The sequence below is a fragment of the Streptomyces sp. JHA26 genome, assembly GCF_002005565.1.
Lineage (GTDB): Bacteria > Actinomycetota > Actinomycetes > Streptomycetales > Streptomycetaceae > Streptomyces.
Window position 1 is genome coordinate 23,799 of record NZ_BDJC01000061.1, and the last position, 14,552, is coordinate 38,350.

At 72.1% G+C, this 14,552-nt stretch carries 13 protein-coding genes; 4 read left to right on the plus strand and 9 right to left on the minus strand.

What is annotated here, in order from left to right:
• Positions 1–13 precede the first annotated feature (13 nt).
• The 9 genes from JHAT_RS28150 to JHAT_RS28190 all read right to left on the minus strand — a co-directional run bounded on the left by JHAT_RS28150 (position 14) and on the right by JHAT_RS28190 (position 12,403).
• Complete coding sequence (locus JHAT_RS28150) at positions 14–799, minus strand: BTAD domain-containing putative transcriptional regulator (RefSeq protein ID WP_077801090.1); 786 nt, start codon at positions 797–799, stop codon at positions 14–16.
• 1,718 nt (positions 800–2,517) lie between these two features.
• Positions 2,518–3,054 carry a hypothetical protein gene (locus tag JHAT_RS28155; RefSeq protein ID WP_077801091.1) on the minus strand — a complete coding sequence of 179 codons (537 nt, stop codon included), beginning with the start codon at positions 3,052–3,054 and terminating at the stop codon, positions 2,518–2,520.
• Between the two features lie 301 nt (positions 3,055–3,355).
• On the minus strand, positions 3,356–4,534 hold the full coding sequence (gene moeZ / locus JHAT_RS28160) for an adenylyltransferase/sulfurtransferase MoeZ (protein WP_077801092.1): 1,179 nt from the start codon (positions 4,532–4,534) through the stop codon (positions 3,356–3,358).
• A gap of 98 nt (positions 4,535–4,632) precedes the next feature.
• On the minus strand, positions 4,633–5,391 hold the full coding sequence (locus tag JHAT_RS28165; RefSeq protein ID WP_077801093.1) for a spherulation-specific family 4 protein: 759 nt from the start codon (positions 5,389–5,391) through the stop codon (positions 4,633–4,635).
• Positions 5,379–6,440, minus strand: coding sequence for an NAD-dependent epimerase/dehydratase family protein (locus JHAT_RS28170; protein ID WP_077801094.1), 1,062 nt, complete (start codon positions 6,438–6,440; stop codon positions 5,379–5,381). Before JHAT_RS28170 ends, JHAT_RS28165 begins: the two co-directional genes overlap by 13 nt.
• 105 nt (positions 6,441–6,545) lie before the next feature.
• Complete coding sequence (locus tag JHAT_RS28175; RefSeq protein WP_171991097.1) at positions 6,546–7,790, minus strand: hypothetical protein; 1,245 nt, start codon at positions 7,788–7,790, stop codon at positions 6,546–6,548.
• Positions 7,787–9,550 carry a DUF3492 domain-containing protein gene (locus JHAT_RS28180; RefSeq protein WP_077801095.1) on the minus strand — a complete coding sequence of 588 codons (1,764 nt, stop codon included), beginning with the start codon at positions 9,548–9,550 and terminating at the stop codon, positions 7,787–7,789. The genes JHAT_RS28175 and JHAT_RS28180 overlap by 4 nt, the downstream gene beginning before the upstream one ends.
• Before the next feature lie 215 nt (positions 9,551–9,765).
• Entirely contained in the window at positions 9,766–11,373 is a 1,608-nt protein-coding gene (locus tag JHAT_RS28185) for a DUF3152 domain-containing protein (protein ID WP_077801096.1), read from the minus strand.
• Between the two features lie 7 nt (positions 11,374–11,380).
• Positions 11,381–12,403, minus strand: coding sequence for an alpha/beta fold hydrolase (locus tag JHAT_RS28190; protein ID WP_077801097.1), 1,023 nt, complete (start codon positions 12,401–12,403; stop codon positions 11,381–11,383).
• A 201-nt stretch (positions 12,404–12,604) separates the two neighbouring features.
• Here JHAT_RS28190 and JHAT_RS28195 point away from each other — a divergent pair, with 201 nt between their 5' ends.
• The 4 genes from JHAT_RS28195 to JHAT_RS28210 all read left to right on the plus strand — a co-directional run bounded on the left by JHAT_RS28195 (position 12,605) and on the right by JHAT_RS28210 (position 14,467).
• Positions 12,605–12,826 (plus strand): hypothetical protein, encoded by a 222-nt coding sequence (locus JHAT_RS28195; protein WP_077801098.1) that lies wholly within the window; start codon positions 12,605–12,607, stop codon positions 12,824–12,826.
• Between the two features lie 187 nt (positions 12,827–13,013).
• A complete protein-coding gene (locus JHAT_RS28200; protein WP_077801099.1) occupies positions 13,014–13,655 on the plus strand; it encodes a TetR/AcrR family transcriptional regulator in 642 nt (213 codons plus the stop codon).
• A gap of 145 nt (positions 13,656–13,800) precedes the next feature.
• Positions 13,801–14,028 (plus strand): DUF3107 domain-containing protein, encoded by a 228-nt coding sequence (locus tag JHAT_RS28205; protein WP_019327022.1) that lies wholly within the window; start codon positions 13,801–13,803, stop codon positions 14,026–14,028.
• Positions 14,029–14,197: 169 nt separating this feature from the next.
• Positions 14,198–14,467 carry a hypothetical protein gene (locus tag JHAT_RS28210; RefSeq protein WP_077801100.1) on the plus strand — a complete coding sequence of 90 codons (270 nt, stop codon included), beginning with the start codon at positions 14,198–14,200 and terminating at the stop codon, positions 14,465–14,467.
• Positions 14,468–14,552 lie beyond the last annotated feature (85 nt).

Below are 14,552 nucleotides of genomic sequence, written 5' to 3' on the forward strand. Positions count from 1 at the left end.
CGAGGGTCGGGCGCTACTGCAAGAAGGACCCGCTTCCAGGGGGTAATTGACGTATTTCGGCAACGAGTCGGTTCAGCCGTTGTGTGGGGCGGAGCCCCAACTCGTTGCGGAGGCGTCGGGCGTAGCGTTCGAAGTGGTCCAGCGCCTCGGCCAGGTTGCCCTCCGCCAGGTGGGCGCGGATCAGCGAGACCTGGCTGCTCTCCCGCAGTGGGTCTGCCTGGACGGCCGCGTGAGCGGCCGTCACCGCACCGGCGAACTGCTCGGCGTCGATGAGTTCTCCCGCCAGTTTCTCGAGGGCGTGGAGTCGAAGCTGCCGCCAACGATCCGCTTCCAGCAGGGCCCACTCGTCGTACCAGCCGGGCAGCAGATCGGCGGAGAGCTGATCGACGGTCGCCGTGTTGAGGTCGAGGCCCTCGGCCGGGACATGGGGATCGAGTATGCGCTGGGCCAACGACCGAGCGTGGTAGAGGTCGACGGTGACCTCTCGCGCGAGGCGCACCTCGCGGGGAGAGACGTCCAGCGCCTGCCGGCCGAGGCCGCGCAGGCGTGACAGCGCCGCCCGAAGGTTCGTGTACGCCCGCTGCTCGGATGCTTCCGCCCAGAGGCTTCCGGCGATCAATTCCCGTGGGACAGAGGCACGGTAGTTGAGTGCGATCAACGCCAGGAGTCGTTTCGAGCCCACCGGGACCGTCACCGGAATGTTGTCGACCACGAGGTCGAACCCGCCGAGAAGAGCTATCCGTACGGAGGGTCGGCTTTTCACGGTCAGAGAAGAGAAAGCGAGATCATCTGAGCTCATGGCTGCATGATCGCTGGATCGTTCCGCCCCCGACGCCTGCCGACCGACGGCACCACCCTTGCTCAAAGATTCGCGATCTTCACACCTCCCAACGCATCCATGCTGCTCCGCCCGCTGAAGATTGTCCACCGAAAGCGTATGAAAGAGCGACTATTGAAGTACTGAAATTCTCCTTCGGTACGGAGACACACCCGTCCGGTCACGGAGAACGCCGACTCTGCGGCTCCGCCCGGTTGCCTCTGTGGTCGCAGGCATCACTGCGGCCCACTATCCTGGACTTATCCAGCGTCAAGGCCGTCAGGTCGCCCTCGTGTCCCCCGAGTTCACCCAGCGGTGACCGGTCACTCTGGTTGGTGACCATTTCCGAGTCCGGAGGCCCCTACGTACGCACCGGATCAGTAGCGGTGATCGATGACTGGCCCAGGCCGGGGAAAACCTGACGCCGAGCATCAGGTGATGAGCATGAGGAAGACAGCCCTGCGAAGCACCAGTGTCGCAGTTGCGGCGATTTCGGGTTTGGCGATTGGTGTGGGGGGCGCCTCGGCGAGCGGGGCAAGCACATCTGCCATATCTGCACAGAAATCCCAGCACACGCTGGCGGTTTCCGCCCTCCAGTGCTACAAGACCACTCGCGAGTCGAGCACGATTGTGTGTTATCGCCTTTCCTACAGGCCTCTGCACAAGGACGGACAGATTGTTTTCGTCCCCTTCCTGATCCAGGTTCCCACGCCTTCCGATCCACCGCCTCCCACATCGGTCACGAATCTCCCGGCGACCTGAAGCGCCGACCGGCAGCAGCGACATGAAAACGGCAGAGAACCTCACGGCATCCGAGTCGGACGAAGCGTCTGGATTCTTCTTCTCTTCCGTATCGCCGGTCAGCATCGGCGACTGAAGTGCGATCGGTTGTGAACGTCCACGAACCCGCCACTGTTGTACGTGGCGGGTTCGCCTTGCCGAAGCGGGTCGGCGCAGAGGCAGCTACGATGCCTGGTTGCTCTGGTTTCCTCCTCCACCGCCGGACGACTGGTTGTTCTGATTCCCGCCCCCACCGCCGGACGACTGGTTGTTCTGATTCCCGCCCCCACCGCCGGACGACTGGTTGTTCTGATTCCCGCCCCCGCCACCGGACGACTGGTTGTTCTGATTCCCGCCCCCGCCACCGGACGACTGGTTGTTCTGATTCCCGCCCCCGCCACCGGACGACTGGTTGTTCTGATTCCCGCCCCCGCCACCGGACGACTGGTTGTTCTGATTCCCGCCCCTGTTGCCGGACGACTGGTTGTTCTGGTTCCCGCCCGGGCATACCCTCTCATTGCCACACGGTGCCGTAGGCGCGGCCTTCGACTTTGCCACCTCCTGAGGTGCTGCTGTGGCAGTCCCCATGCCTGCACCGAGAGCAAGCGCCGCGGCCGCGCCGGACGCGGCTATCAGGCGGGGTATGCGGTGCCGAATGTTTTTCATCATGGCGGCTTCCTTGCATACGAAAGCAGATTTGCGTCTCCCTGCACCAGTCATCGTGGGGTCCTGGGCATCACCGTCGCGTGACGCTGACGTGACAGGACTGGTGGCCTTCGCCGATGCTTGCCCTCCATGCGCACGCCCCCGGGGCCGGGGCTCGCTCGCCGGCCCCACCCCGAAACCGACTGAACCCGCCACGTGACCGTGGCGGGTTCGCGCTGTCGAGACGATCGGCGGGGTCGGCGTCTTCGGCTGCCCTACGCAGTCTGCGACTGCTGCAGATTCGACTGCTGGATGGCCGGAGCGAACAAGCCGATGGCAATCGTGGGCCCGCTCACCTGGTTGTTCTGGTTGACGCCACCGGAAGCACCGTTCACCTGGTTGTTCTGGTTGACGCCACCGGAGGCGCCGTTCGCCTGGTTGTTCTGGTTGGTACCACCGGAGGCACCGTTCGCCTGGTTGTTCTGGTTGACGCCGTCGGTGGTCGTGACCACCCGGAGCGGCACCCCCAAGAGCCCGTCCAGCAGGCCACCGGCGCGGAGGGTACGTCCCGGCTGCACTTTCACCTGCCGCACGGTCGTCCCGTGCACGGTCTTCGACGCCTTCTTCTTTCCCGCCCCCTTCTCCCCAGTCGCCAGCTGCTGTGCTTGCGGGGCGGTGCCGGCCGCGACGGACGACTGGGTTCCTCCACAGTGGGAGACGCTGTAGTCGGCGGCGTAGGCGCCACCCGAGCCGAGAGCGGCCAGACCGCCAACCGTCGCAGCGGTGATCACGGCCTTCTGGAGCATGCGCATGAGTTTTCGTCCTCCGTGCGTCTACAGTGCAGATTCATTACCCATGAGAACGGGATGATTACGCACCGTACATACACATGGAGTGGATATCCCCTCAGGGACCCGTGTCGCGCTCCCGATCACTCATTCATCCTCTTCGGCAGCGCTGACGTGCACACGGTGAGCCCGCGGTCCGTGGAGGTTGAGCACTTCGTCCAGGTCGGCCGCCCGAAGCCGACCGTCGACGACAGAAGCCCACGGCGTCCGAGCGGGTCGGAGCCGTGGGCTTTTCCTCTGTGTCGCCGGTCAGCCGGCGGGTCGGTCAGTAGACCGGCTTCTCCGGCTCGATCTGGTTGACCCAGCCGATCACGCCGCCGCCGACGTGGACGGCGTCCGAGAAGCCGGCGGACTTCAGGACCGCCAGGACTTCCGCACTGCGGACACCCGTCTTGCAGTTCAAGACGATCTTCTTGTCCTGCGGGAGGCTCTCCAGGGCGGAGCCCATGAGGAACTCGTTCTTCGGGATCAGCCGGGCGCCCGGGATGGAGACGATCTCGAACTCGTTCGGCTCGCGGACGTCGATGAGCTCGATGTTCTCGCCGTCGTCGATCCACTCCTTGAGCTGCTTGGGAGTGATCGTGGAGTCGGCGGCCGCCGCCTGGGCCTCCTCGGACACGACGCCGCAGAAGGCCTCGTAGTCGATGAGCTCGGTGACGGTCGGGTTCTCGCCGCAGACCGCGCAGTTCGGGTCCTTGCGGACCTTGACCTGGCGGTACTGCATCTCCAGGGCGTCGTAGATCATCAGGCGGCCGACCAGCGGCTCGCCGATGCCCGCGAGGAGCTTGATGGCCTCGTTGGTCTGGATGGAGCCGATGGACGCGCACAGCACGCCCAGGACGCCGCCCTCGGCGCAGGAGGGGACCATGCCGGGGGGCGGGGGCTCCGGGTAGAGGCAGCGGTAGCAGGGACCGTGCTCGGACCAGAAGACGGACGCCTGGCCGTCGAAGCGGTAGATCGAGCCCCAGACGTAGGGCTTGTTCAGCAGCACGCAGGCGTCGTTGACCAGGTAGCGGGTCGCGAAGTTGTCCGTACCGTCGACGATCAGGTCGTACTGGCTGAAGATGTCCATCACGTTGTCGGCCTCGAGCCGCTCCTGGTGAAGGACCACGTCCACGTACGGGTTGATGCCCTTGATGGTGTCGCGGGCGGACTCGGCCTTGGAACGGCCGACGTCGGCCTGGCTGTGGATGACCTGACGCTGCAGGTTCGACTCGTCGACCTCGTCGAACTCCACGATGCCGAGCGTGCCGACACCGGCTGCCGCCAGGTACATCAGGGTCGGCGAGCCGAGGCCGCCCGCGCCCACGGCGAGCACCTTGGCGTTCTTCAGCCGCTTCTGCCCGTCCATCCCCACGTCGGGGATGATCAGGTGGCGGGAGTACCTGCGGACCTCGTCTACGGTGAGCTCGGCGGCCGGCTCGACCAGGGGTGGCAGCGACACGGGGACTCCGTTGGTCGGTTAATCAATGGGGCTCCCCCCGCTCGAGCGAAGTCGAGAGTGGGGAGGTTGTTCTTCTCGTAACACTGCCACGGCCTTTTTCATTCCGAGACACCTGTCCCGATGCGCGAGACGATTTCGTCCCAGTAGCCGGGCATCGTCTCCCAGGGGTCCACTCGCCCGGTCCGGTCGGCCCGGTCGACCCGGTCGGTGAAGTAGATGGTGGCGGCACCTTGCCAGCGGGCGATGCGCAGTGCCTCCTCCAGGTGGCCGCGGGGCACGCCGTGGACGAAGTGGCAGAAGCGCTCGGGCGGGTGGTCGGCGCTCCACTCGGCCGCCTGCGACCAGCGGTAGTCGCTCCAGGCGCCCGAGAAGGTGACGAGCTGGTCGGCGTTCTCGGCGTAGCCGGGGTACGGGTGGGTGCCGTGGCCGAGGACGATGTGGGCGTCGTCGCGGATGACGCGGAGCGTGCCGACCGCGCGGCGGATCTCGGGAAGCGCGGCCCGTTCGGACGGGCAGCGGTCGAGGAGGAAGCCGTCGGCCTGGTACCAGTCGAGGTACCGGTGGGCGTCGGAGATCAGTTCCCCGAGGTCGCGGGCTCCGTGGGCGGCGTCGAGGTGGCCTAGGACGCGGACGCCCGCGTTGCGCAGCCGGCCGGACGCCTCCAGGCAGTGCGGGTCGGGCTGGGCGCCGGGGCCGTCGGCGACGTCGAGGACGACCCAGTGCAGGGGGGTGCCGGGGCGGGCGAGGCCGACCCACTCGTCGGGCGCGACGAGGGGGTGGGCGAGGCCGGGGACGCCGAGACCGGTGCGGACGCCGGTGCTCGCGGTGCTCGCTTGCGCACTGGTCAGATACGGCATGCCGCCTCCATCCAGATGTCGGCGAGGGACTCCTCGAGGTTGATCCGGGGCCGCCAGCCGAGCCGGTCGCGCGCGGTGCGCACGTCGGCCTGCTGCCAGCCGCCGCAGCCGTCGGGGTAGGGGTGGGCGACCGGGGCCGCGTGCTCGGCGTCGGCCCGGTGGTCGCCGCGGTGCGCCGGGGAATCCGGGCGGTGGTGGCCGAGGGACTCGGCGCGATGGTGCGCCAGGGCGTCGACGCGGTGGCCGACGGATTCGGTGCGGGGGTGGCCGATGACCGGCCGCAGCGCGCCGGGCGGGGTGTCGAGTTCGTGCAGGGCGCCGCCGTAGCCGGCCACGCGGGCGAGGGTGGCGGCGGCGTCGCGCAGGCGGACGGCGCGGCCGGAGCCGATGTTGATGACGCCCTGCGCGGCGGAGAGCGAGGCGGCGTGGACGGCGCGGGCCACGTCGCGGACGTCGACGAAGTCGCGCTGGACGCCGAGGCCGCCGAGCCTGAGTTCGCCGTCGCCGGACTGCATGGCGCGGCGCATGGCCTCGGCGAGGCGGCCCAGCGGGGAGCCGGCGGGGGTGCCGGGGCCGGCGGGCGAGAAGACCCGCAGGACGACGGCGTCCAGGCCGGAGCCGAGGACCAGTTCCGTGGCGGCGAGTTTGCTGACGCCGTAGGGACCGCCGGGGCGGGGCACGGCGTCCTCCGCGGTGGACGAGCCGGGCTGGCTGGGTCCGTACTCGGAGCTGCAGCCGATCTGCACCAGGCGGGCTCCGCAGCCGCTGCGGCGCAGGGCCTCGCAGACGGTGGCGACGGCGACGGTGTTGTGGCGGGTGAGTTCGCGGGCACCGCCCCGGGTGGCGCCCGCGCAGTTGACGACGACGCCCGGGTGGACGGCGTCGAGGAAGCGGGTGAGGGCGCCCGGGCTGCCGGTCGCGAGGTCGAAGCGGACGTCGGCGTCGTCGCCGCGGCCGAGGGCGGTGAGCTGGACGGCCGGGTCGGCGAGCAGGCGGTCGGCGACGAACCGGCCGATGTAGCCGTTGGCCCCGATCAGCAGGACTCTCATCGCGCGGCTCCCGGGGCCGAGGCGTCCGGTCGGGAGGTGGTCATCTGGGGGTCTCCTTCGAGGGTGGTGCGGGATGGGCGTGGGGGGTCGCGGAGCGTGCGGTCGTCACGGGTGCTCCGCGGGTGCGTGGGCGGACGCCCTGGTGAGGCGGCGGGTCGCGTGGGCGAGGAGGACCAGGGCGCCGATGCCGCAGGCCGTCGCCGGGACGCCACCCGGGCCCCAGGCGGCGACGAGGGCCTCCACGGGAGCGGCCAGGAGGTCGCAGCCGGGGAGGCGGCCGGCGAAGGGCGCGGCGAGGGCGGTCGCCTCGGTGGCGGCCGTGGCGGTGAGGACGAGCCCGGAGGCGCGGGTGAACCCATGAACGGCGAGGAGGCGGGCCGGCAGCAGGAGCGCGCCGAGGGTGAGTGCCTGGGGGTAGGCGGCCGGCTCGCCGAGGACCGCGCCGGTCAGCGCGAGCAGGGCTGCCAGCGCACCCAGGAACAGGGCGAACGTGCCGAGCAGCAGGGGCCGTACGGAGGCCGAGAAGTCCGTCAGTCCGCGGCTGGCGGTCAGTCTGCGACGGGCTCCCAGGGCGAACAGGTGGGCGCTCCCGGCGGCGGGTGCGCAGGCCAGGGCGAGGGCCACGACGGGGACGACGGTGACGGGCCACGGTCCGTCCGCGGTGCCGTCGGGCAGGCCGTCGGGGCCTCCGGTGAGGGCGGTGCCCAGCAGGCCGTCGCCGAGGAGGGCGTAGCCGACGAGCCAGCAGACCGAGGTCCCTCCGGGGCCGGTGCCGGCGTTCAGCGGGCCCCGGCGCAGGGTGGCGCGCAGGGCCAGGGTCACCGCGAGGGCGCCGACGACGGCCACGGTCAGGCGCGTCCGTCCGTCGGTGAGGCGCAGGCCGGCCACGGCGGCGGCGCACAGCGCCCCGGGCAGCAGGGCGAGGGCGATCCGTGCGCCGCGCACCCGGGGCGCGGGCGGTGCGGTGGGGCGCGCGGGGGCGTCGGTGTCGCGCGGGACGCGGGCGTACATCTCCTCGGCGAGGGAGAAGACGTCCCGGTGGCGGAAGCGGGCCGCGGTCCGGTCGGTGACGCCGTGCGCCTCCAGCCCGGCCGCGATCTCCAGGGGGTCCACGGCCCGTTCGCAGAGGTCGCGGTGGCGGTGCATCAGGGCCTTGACGGGGTCGGCGGCGCGGCGGGCGGCGGGGGCCGGCCGCTTGCCGGCCGGGGTCGCGCGTCCCGTGCCCGGCCGTCCGCCGGCGGGTGTCCCCGTACCGGGCCCCTCCTCGTGCGGGCGCTGCCGTGAGCGCTCGTCCCGGGCCGCCGGGCCGTTCGGGGTCCCGGGGCGGTCCAGTTCGCCCAGGCCGCTCATCGGACCCCCTCGGCGGTGGGGGCCGCGGCCGCGGCGCGGACGGGGGCGTCCGTCGCCCAGCCGGGGCCGCTCCGGGCCACGACCCGGTCGGCGGGGCCGGTCCAGCGGCCGGTGACCCGTGCCTCGGCGGGAACGGCGAAGGGCAGGGGTTCCCCGGCCTCGTCGAGGACGACGCGGCGGACCGGCGTGCGCGAGAGGATCTCCAGGTAAATGCCGTGAAATGCCGCGACGTTCTGTTCGACGGTGAAGAGTTCCAGTGCGCGGGCGCGCGCTGCGGCGCCCAGGCGCTCACGGCGCTCGGGGTCGCGCAGCAGGGCGACGCACGCCTCGGCGAGCGCCCGCGGATTGCGCGGGGGCACGACGAGTCCGGTGCCGCCGATGGCCTCGACCACGGCGCCGACGTCCGTGGACACCGTCGCCCGGCCGCAGAACATGGCCTCGACCAGGCCGGCCGGGAAGCCCTCGACGACGCTGGAGAGGACGACGACGGCGCCCGAGGCGTAGGCGTCGGCGCGGGAGGGCAGTTCCGGTCCGCCGGTCTCCTCGAAGGACACCGGGTTGTCGCCGACGGCGTGCGGACCGGCGGCCTCGTCGGGGAAGAGCTGTGCGGCCAGGGCCTTGCAGTGGGTGAGGTAGGCCGCGCCCTCGGGGCCCAGGGGGGCGCCGACGATCCTGAGCCGCGCCGCGGGCTCCTCCTTGCGGATCTCCGCGAAGGCGTGCAGCAGCGAGACCAGGTCCTTGGCGGGCTCGACGCGACCGACCCAGACGAGGGTGTGCGGGTCGGCGCACTCCGGCGACTCCCCCGCCTCCGCGAAGGGCGTCGCGTCCATGCCCGGAGGGACGGTGCGGAGCTTGGCGCGGTCGGCCCCGCAGCGTTCCTGCCAGCGGCGGGTGTGCGCGTTGCCGGGCGTGACCACGGCCGCGCACCGGTAGGTCTCGGCGGCCAGCCGGCCGTGGAAGGCGGCCAGCAGGGACCGTATCGCGGGTGGCGCACCGGGGTCGGTGAGGTAGTGCGTCCGCAACCGCACGCCGTACTCCGTCACCAGCAGGGGCACGCCGTGGAAGTACCGGGCGAGCAGGCCGGGCAGGGCCGCCGTACCGCCGGAGGCCGCGTGGCAGAGGTCGACGGCGCCGAGCCCGTCGGCGTCGTACCAGTCGAGCGACAGGGGGCGCAGGGCGCGTTCGAGGCGTGCGGCGACGGTCAGCAGCTCGGGGACGCGCGCCTCGCGCGCGGGACGCGGGGCGCCGGGCGCGCGACAGGCGCGTTCCAGGGCGCGTACGGCGGTCTCCGAGCGGAGGGCACCCGCCAGTCCGTCCTCGTCGCGGGCGAGTTCGGCGAGGCCGTACAGCGCACTGGCGAAACGGTCCGCCTCAACGGCCGACGCCTCCGTCGACGCATCGGAGGGGTCCTGGGGAGCGGTCGTGCACAGGGCGGCGGCCAGCTCGCCGTAGCACTCGGCGAAGCGCCGGCGCGCTCGCCGCCCGTACGCCCAGCGGTCGCTCCGCATCACCCTTCCGACGGGGCCTTTCGAGCCGCCCCGGCGGCAGTCGTCGGCGGCGTCCCACAGCGGTGCGGTGCGCACCCGGACGACCTGCGGCGGCAGCGGGACCCACCCTTCGTCCTCCTGACGCTCGCTGTGGCTGAGCGCGTGGACGTCGAACTCGTGCTGCTCGAGTCCGCGCACGAGCCGGTCGCACCAGAGTCCGGCCTCACCGCTCACATACGGATAGCCACCCTCCGTAAGCAGTCCGATGCGCACGCGCGCACCCCCGATCTCCCGTCTGGGGAGCCGCCGTTGGCCCGGCGGCTCGCAGCGGGACGAACGTATGCGGACAAGGCGGTGGCGCGACGGACGGTTGTCCATCGCACCACCAAAAGGGGTGAACGGTCGTAACTTTCCCGCGCGGGACGCGTTCGGTCGCGCTAAGGGATCACGCGGTCACCGTGCGCGATGCATCGGCCGTGCCCGGCGGGTCAGCCGTTGGGGTAGGCCCAGGGGTTGGGGCGGCAGTCGATTCCGTCGTGGTCCACGAACTTGGTCTGCTGCTGCATGACCGGGGCGAGCTGGCCGTCCTTCTCGCACGAGACGTGGTTGTAGCCGATGCGGTGGCCGACCTCGTGGTTGATCAGCATCTGCCGGTAGGCGTGGATCTGGTCGCCGTAGGGCTCGGCGCCCTGCGCCCACCGGTAGGCGTTGATCATCACGCGTTCGGTGGCGGCCGAGTCGCAGGAGACGTTGTCCTCGGTGGTGTCCAGGCCCGACTTGGCACACCACTCGGCCGTGGTGCCGGGGCTGGCGAGCGTGATCACGAAGTCGGGCTCACCGGAGTGGATGCGCTCGAACGTGCGGGCGCCGTCGTGCGCCCAGCTCCGGTCGTCGTTGAGCGTCTTCTGCACGGCCTGCGCGAAGAGTTCGCCGTCGAGGCCGAGCCCCTGCTCCACGTCCACGCGGTAGGTGTACTTCCGCCCCGTCCCCGGCGCCTTGTCGATGCCGGGGATCGCGTCGAACTTCCCCGACCCCTTGTACGTGGCGCCGAGCGGATAGGTCCTGGCCATCTTCTGCTCGTACGTCAGCGGCGCCGCGGCGCCGGACGCGGACGGGGCCGGCCGCTCGTCGTCGCGGGACGCGGGGTCGTGGACGTCACGGGCCCGGTCGGTCGCGGACCGGGAGCCCGCGCCCTCGTCGTGCCGCCCGTCGGCGACCTGGCCGGCCACGACGACCGCCAGCACGGTGGTGACAGCGGCGGCGGCGATGCCCGTGAAGGTCCGCCCCTTGCCGCCCCTGGCCGGGGCGGGTCCGCCGGTGGGCGCCGCGTCGTCGGCGCCGGGGGCGCCGGGGCCGTCGCCGGACCGCCGGTCGGTGACGGAGGCGTACGGGTCGGGCGTCCGGGCGGAGACGGGGGCACGGCGCCGGGTGCGGGGCGAGGAGACGTCGCCGTCCTCCTCGCCGAAGGCTTCCAGGTAGTCCCGCCGCGGTCCTTCGGCGGGCGCCCGCCGCTGCCGCGGCAGGGGAACGCCGGGCCCCGCGGGCCGGCCGGAGGGCGCGGACGCGTCGGGCCGCGGTCCGCCCGGCGCGCCGTGACCGGCCCGGCCTCCCGGCTCACCCCAGGCTCCGCCGGGTTCGCGCTGCTCGGGGTGCCCGCCACGGACCTGGGGCGTCCCCTGCGCGGGGGTCCCGTCGGGGAAGCGGTGCGCACCCCGCACAGGCGTGCCGCCGGGGGCGCCCTGCGCGGACGCACCGCCACCCGCACGCGGCGAACCGTGCGCGGGCGTCCCGTCCGGGAACCTCGGGAAGCCCTGGGCCGGCGTGCCGCCGGGGAACCGGGGGAAGCCCTGGGCCGGCGTGCCGTCCGCGAAGCGGGGCGTGCCGTGCGCGGGCATGCCGTCCGGCGGCCGCGGGACCGCGTGGCCCTGGGCGCCGGCCGGCGCCGTGCCGGAGGGCACGGGGCCCGGCGTGCCGTTCGCCGGCGGCCCGGGCATGCGTCGTCGGCCCGGGCGTCCGGCCCCGTCCTCCCGCGCTGCCGCGGGGGTGTCCGCGATGTCGCCCTTGGGGGCGGGTCCGCGGCGGCTGTGGCGTCCCACTCGCGCCTCAGCCTCCTGTGGTCTGGTCGGCGGGCTCGTCGTCCACGGCCCCGGCGGTGCTCTCGTCGACCGCCGACTCCCCGGTGTCCGCGAGGAGTTCGCGGAACGCCGTGGCCACGGTCCCCGGATATTCCATCATCGCCACGTGTCCCGCGTCCGGCAGGGTCAGCAACCGGGAGTCACGGAACGCGCGGGCCGCCCGCTGGGCCATGCGGTAGCCGACGAGTTGGTCCCGTCCACCGTAGACCAGCAACGTCGGTGCGAGAACCCGTTCGGCCTGCCGCCACAGCCCGTACTGGCCGCCCACGGTGTACGCGTTGACGATCCCGCGCGCCGAACGCACCATCGCGTCCCAGAAGTACGGCAGTTGCAGCCGTCGCTCCATCTCCTCGACGGCGTTGCGGAAGCCTTCCGGCGACACCTTCGCGGGGTCGCCGTAGCAGAGGGCCGTCACCCCGCGGACCCGCTGCTCGGCGGTCCACTCCCGGGTGAGCCGGGTGAACAGCGACACCACTCCGGGCAGCGCCAGCAGCCCCGTCGGCACCGCGCTGCGCTGGACGCGGATCTCCGGCAGCGCGGGCGACACGAGGGTCAGCGTGCGCACGAGGTCGGGCCGCACCGCGGCGACGCGCGTGGCGACCGCGCCGCCGAGCGAGTTGCCGAAGAGGTGCACGGGGCCGCGCCCCGACGCGTCGAGGTGGCGGACGACCGCGCGCGCGTGGCCGCTGACCGAGTAGTCGCCGTCGTCCGGTGGCGGCGAGTCGCCGAAGCCGGGCAGGTCGACGGCCTCGCTGTCGACGACGTCGTCCAACAGCGGCATCAACGCCGACCAGTTCTGGGAGGAACCCCCGAGTCCGTGGACGTACAGCGCGGGCGGGAGCCCCTCGCGCGCGGGGCGCCTGGAACGCACCGTCAGGGTGATTCCGGGCAGGTGGACCGAGCGGAGCCGCTCCCCCTCCGCGACCTTGACGGCCGCCACCCTCGGCAGCACGGTGGCGGGCGGCGCGGAGGGCAGCTCGGTCGAAGACATGCGGCAATGTTACGAGACGATCACATAGTGGTTCATGTGTTCGCCGTCACAGGCGCGGGTGCGGGACGGGGCGGGCCGGGTACCTGTGGTCGGCACACGGTGATGTCTGGCGGCCGGATCGGGTGTCTCCTAGGCTCATGGAGAGGGCACCCGCATGTGGCCCCTGCATTTCCAGGGACGTCCGTAGGAAGGGAGCCCAGCATGACCGTCGACCCCACCGACCCGGAGACCTTCGACGACGAGGACCGGGAGCTTCGGGAACTCGGTGTCGAGGCCCCGGACGCCGACGCGGCCGAGCAGCACGCGGACATCACGCCCGACCGCGACGACCCGCTGACCGAGGTGGCACCGGACCGCGCCAACGAGGCCGACCTGGCCGAACAGGCCCGGGTGGTCTCGCACGACGAGGACGACTACCGCTGAAGCGGGGAGCCGCCGAGCAGGAGGGAGGCCGATTTTTGCCCGCCCTGAGACCTTTTGAAACCTGTTGTGCGGCTTTCGCCACCGTCCGGTCCGTGAAATTCTGCGCTCGCACCGCGCACACCACGGTTACCGAAAAGTACGATGGCGACGCGGCGCACACCGCACGTGGACGACTTTGGGAGGCGGCGTGACAGCCATCGAGCAGACAGAGGCGGTACGCCCGCGGGGCACACGCCTTCCCCGCCGTGCCCGACGCAACCAGCTGCTGGGCGCCGCCCAGGAAGTGTTCGTGGCGCAGGGCTACCACGCCGCCGCGATGGACGACATCGCCGAGCGCGCCGGTGTCAGCAAGCCGGTGCTCTACCAGCACTTCCCCGGCAAGCTCGACCTCTACCTCGCGCTGCTGGACCAGCACTGCGAGGCGCTGATCCAGTCCGTGCGGAACGCGCTCGCGTCGACGACCGACAACAAGCAGCGCGTCCGGGCGACGATGGACGCCTACTTCGCGTACGTCGAGGACGACGGCGGCGCCTTCCGCCTGGTCTTCGAGTCGGACCTGACCAACGAGCCCGCCGTGCGCGAGCGCGTCGACAAGGTCACGAACGAGTGCGCCGAGGCGATCTGCGACGTCATCGCCGAGGACACCGGTCTCTCCCGCGCCGAGTCGATGCTGCTGGCCTCCGGTCTGGGCGGCCTCGCCCAGGTGGTGGCCCGCGCCTGGCTGCACAGCGACCGCAGCGTGCCGCGCGACCAGGCGGTCCAGCTGCTGACGTCGCTGGCCTGGCGGGGCATCGCCGGCTTCCCGCTGCACGGCAGCGAGCAGCACTGACCGTCGCGCGTACGGCGGCGTCCGTTCCCCGGCTGTTCGCTCCTGGCGTTCTCGGGCGGAGCGTGTACGTCCCCTCACCGGGCTAATGTGTGCTGGTACGGCGCGTAAGGTCGCGCACTTCACCGACCGTCGGAGGGACATAGCCGTGGAGGTCAAGATCGGCGTGCAGCACGCGCCCCGCGAGATCGTTCTGGAGAGCGGTCAGAGTGCCGAGGAGGTGGAGCGCGTGGTGGCCGAGGCACTGGCCGGCAAGTCGCAGCTGCTGAGCCTCGTGGACGAGCACGGCCGCAAGGTCCTGGTGCCGGCCGACCGCCTCGCGTACGTCGAGATCGGCGAGCCGAGCCCGCGCAAGGTGGGGTTCGGCGCGCTGTAGCCGACGAGGGAACACACGAAGGGCCCGGCGGTCACGAACCGCCGGGCCCTTCGTTCCTCCCCGTCCGGAGCACAGCTCACCCACAGGGGGAGGATTGCGTTCCGCAGGTCAGGGGTAAGTCGGCCAAGGACCGTTTCGGGCAGGCCGGCCACGTGGGAGGGACCCCGACATGCTCCTGGAAGCGCTCAGCGCCTCGATTCTCGGCCTCGCTCTGGCCTGGGCCGCCGCCCACCGTCTGCCGCACCGTCTCCCGGACCGCGTCCTGGTCCTGCCGACCGGTGTCGCCGGGGCCCTGTTCGGGGCGTTCGTCACGCACACCGCGCTGGGTGCCGGCGGCCTCCTGCTGGTCCTCGTGGGCGCGGCGGCCGTCTCGGCGGCCTCGCTGTCACTGCTGCTGCGCCCGGCGGGAAGACTGCGGCGCCGTTCGGTGACCGCCTGACCCACCGCCGGTGGTGGCGCCGGCGAAGGGCGCGGGGTCCGGCCGTGCGGCGCCGTACGGGCCACGGCGCCCGGAGCGGACAGCG

Excerpts from the sequence above, each read along its gene's own strand:
- JHAT_RS28210 (WP_077801100.1), top strand. The coding sequence starts at position 14,198 with ATGCTCCTGGAAGCGCTCAGCGCCTCGATTCTCGGCCTCGCTCTGGCC.
- JHAT_RS28190 (WP_077801097.1), bottom strand. The coding sequence starts at position 12,403 with ATGTCTTCGACCGAGCTGCCCTCCGCGCCGCCCGCCACCGTGCTGCCG.
- JHAT_RS28155 (WP_077801091.1), bottom strand. The coding sequence starts at position 3,054 with ATGCGCATGCTCCAGAAGGCCGTGATCACCGCTGCGACGGTTGGCGGT.
- JHAT_RS28150 (WP_077801090.1), bottom strand. The coding sequence starts at position 799 with ATGAGCTCAGATGATCTCGCTTTCTCTTCTCTGACCGTGAAAAGCCGA.
- JHAT_RS28175 (WP_171991097.1), bottom strand. The coding sequence starts at position 7,790 with ATGAGCGGCCTGGGCGAACTGGACCGCCCCGGGACCCCGAACGGCCCG.
- JHAT_RS28170 (WP_077801094.1), bottom strand. The coding sequence starts at position 6,440 with ATGAGAGTCCTGCTGATCGGGGCCAACGGCTACATCGGCCGGTTCGTC.
- JHAT_RS28165 (WP_077801093.1), bottom strand. The coding sequence starts at position 5,391 with ATGCCGTATCTGACCAGTGCGCAAGCGAGCACCGCGAGCACCGGCGTC.
- JHAT_RS28195 (WP_077801098.1), top strand. The coding sequence starts at position 12,605 with ATGACCGTCGACCCCACCGACCCGGAGACCTTCGACGACGAGGACCGG.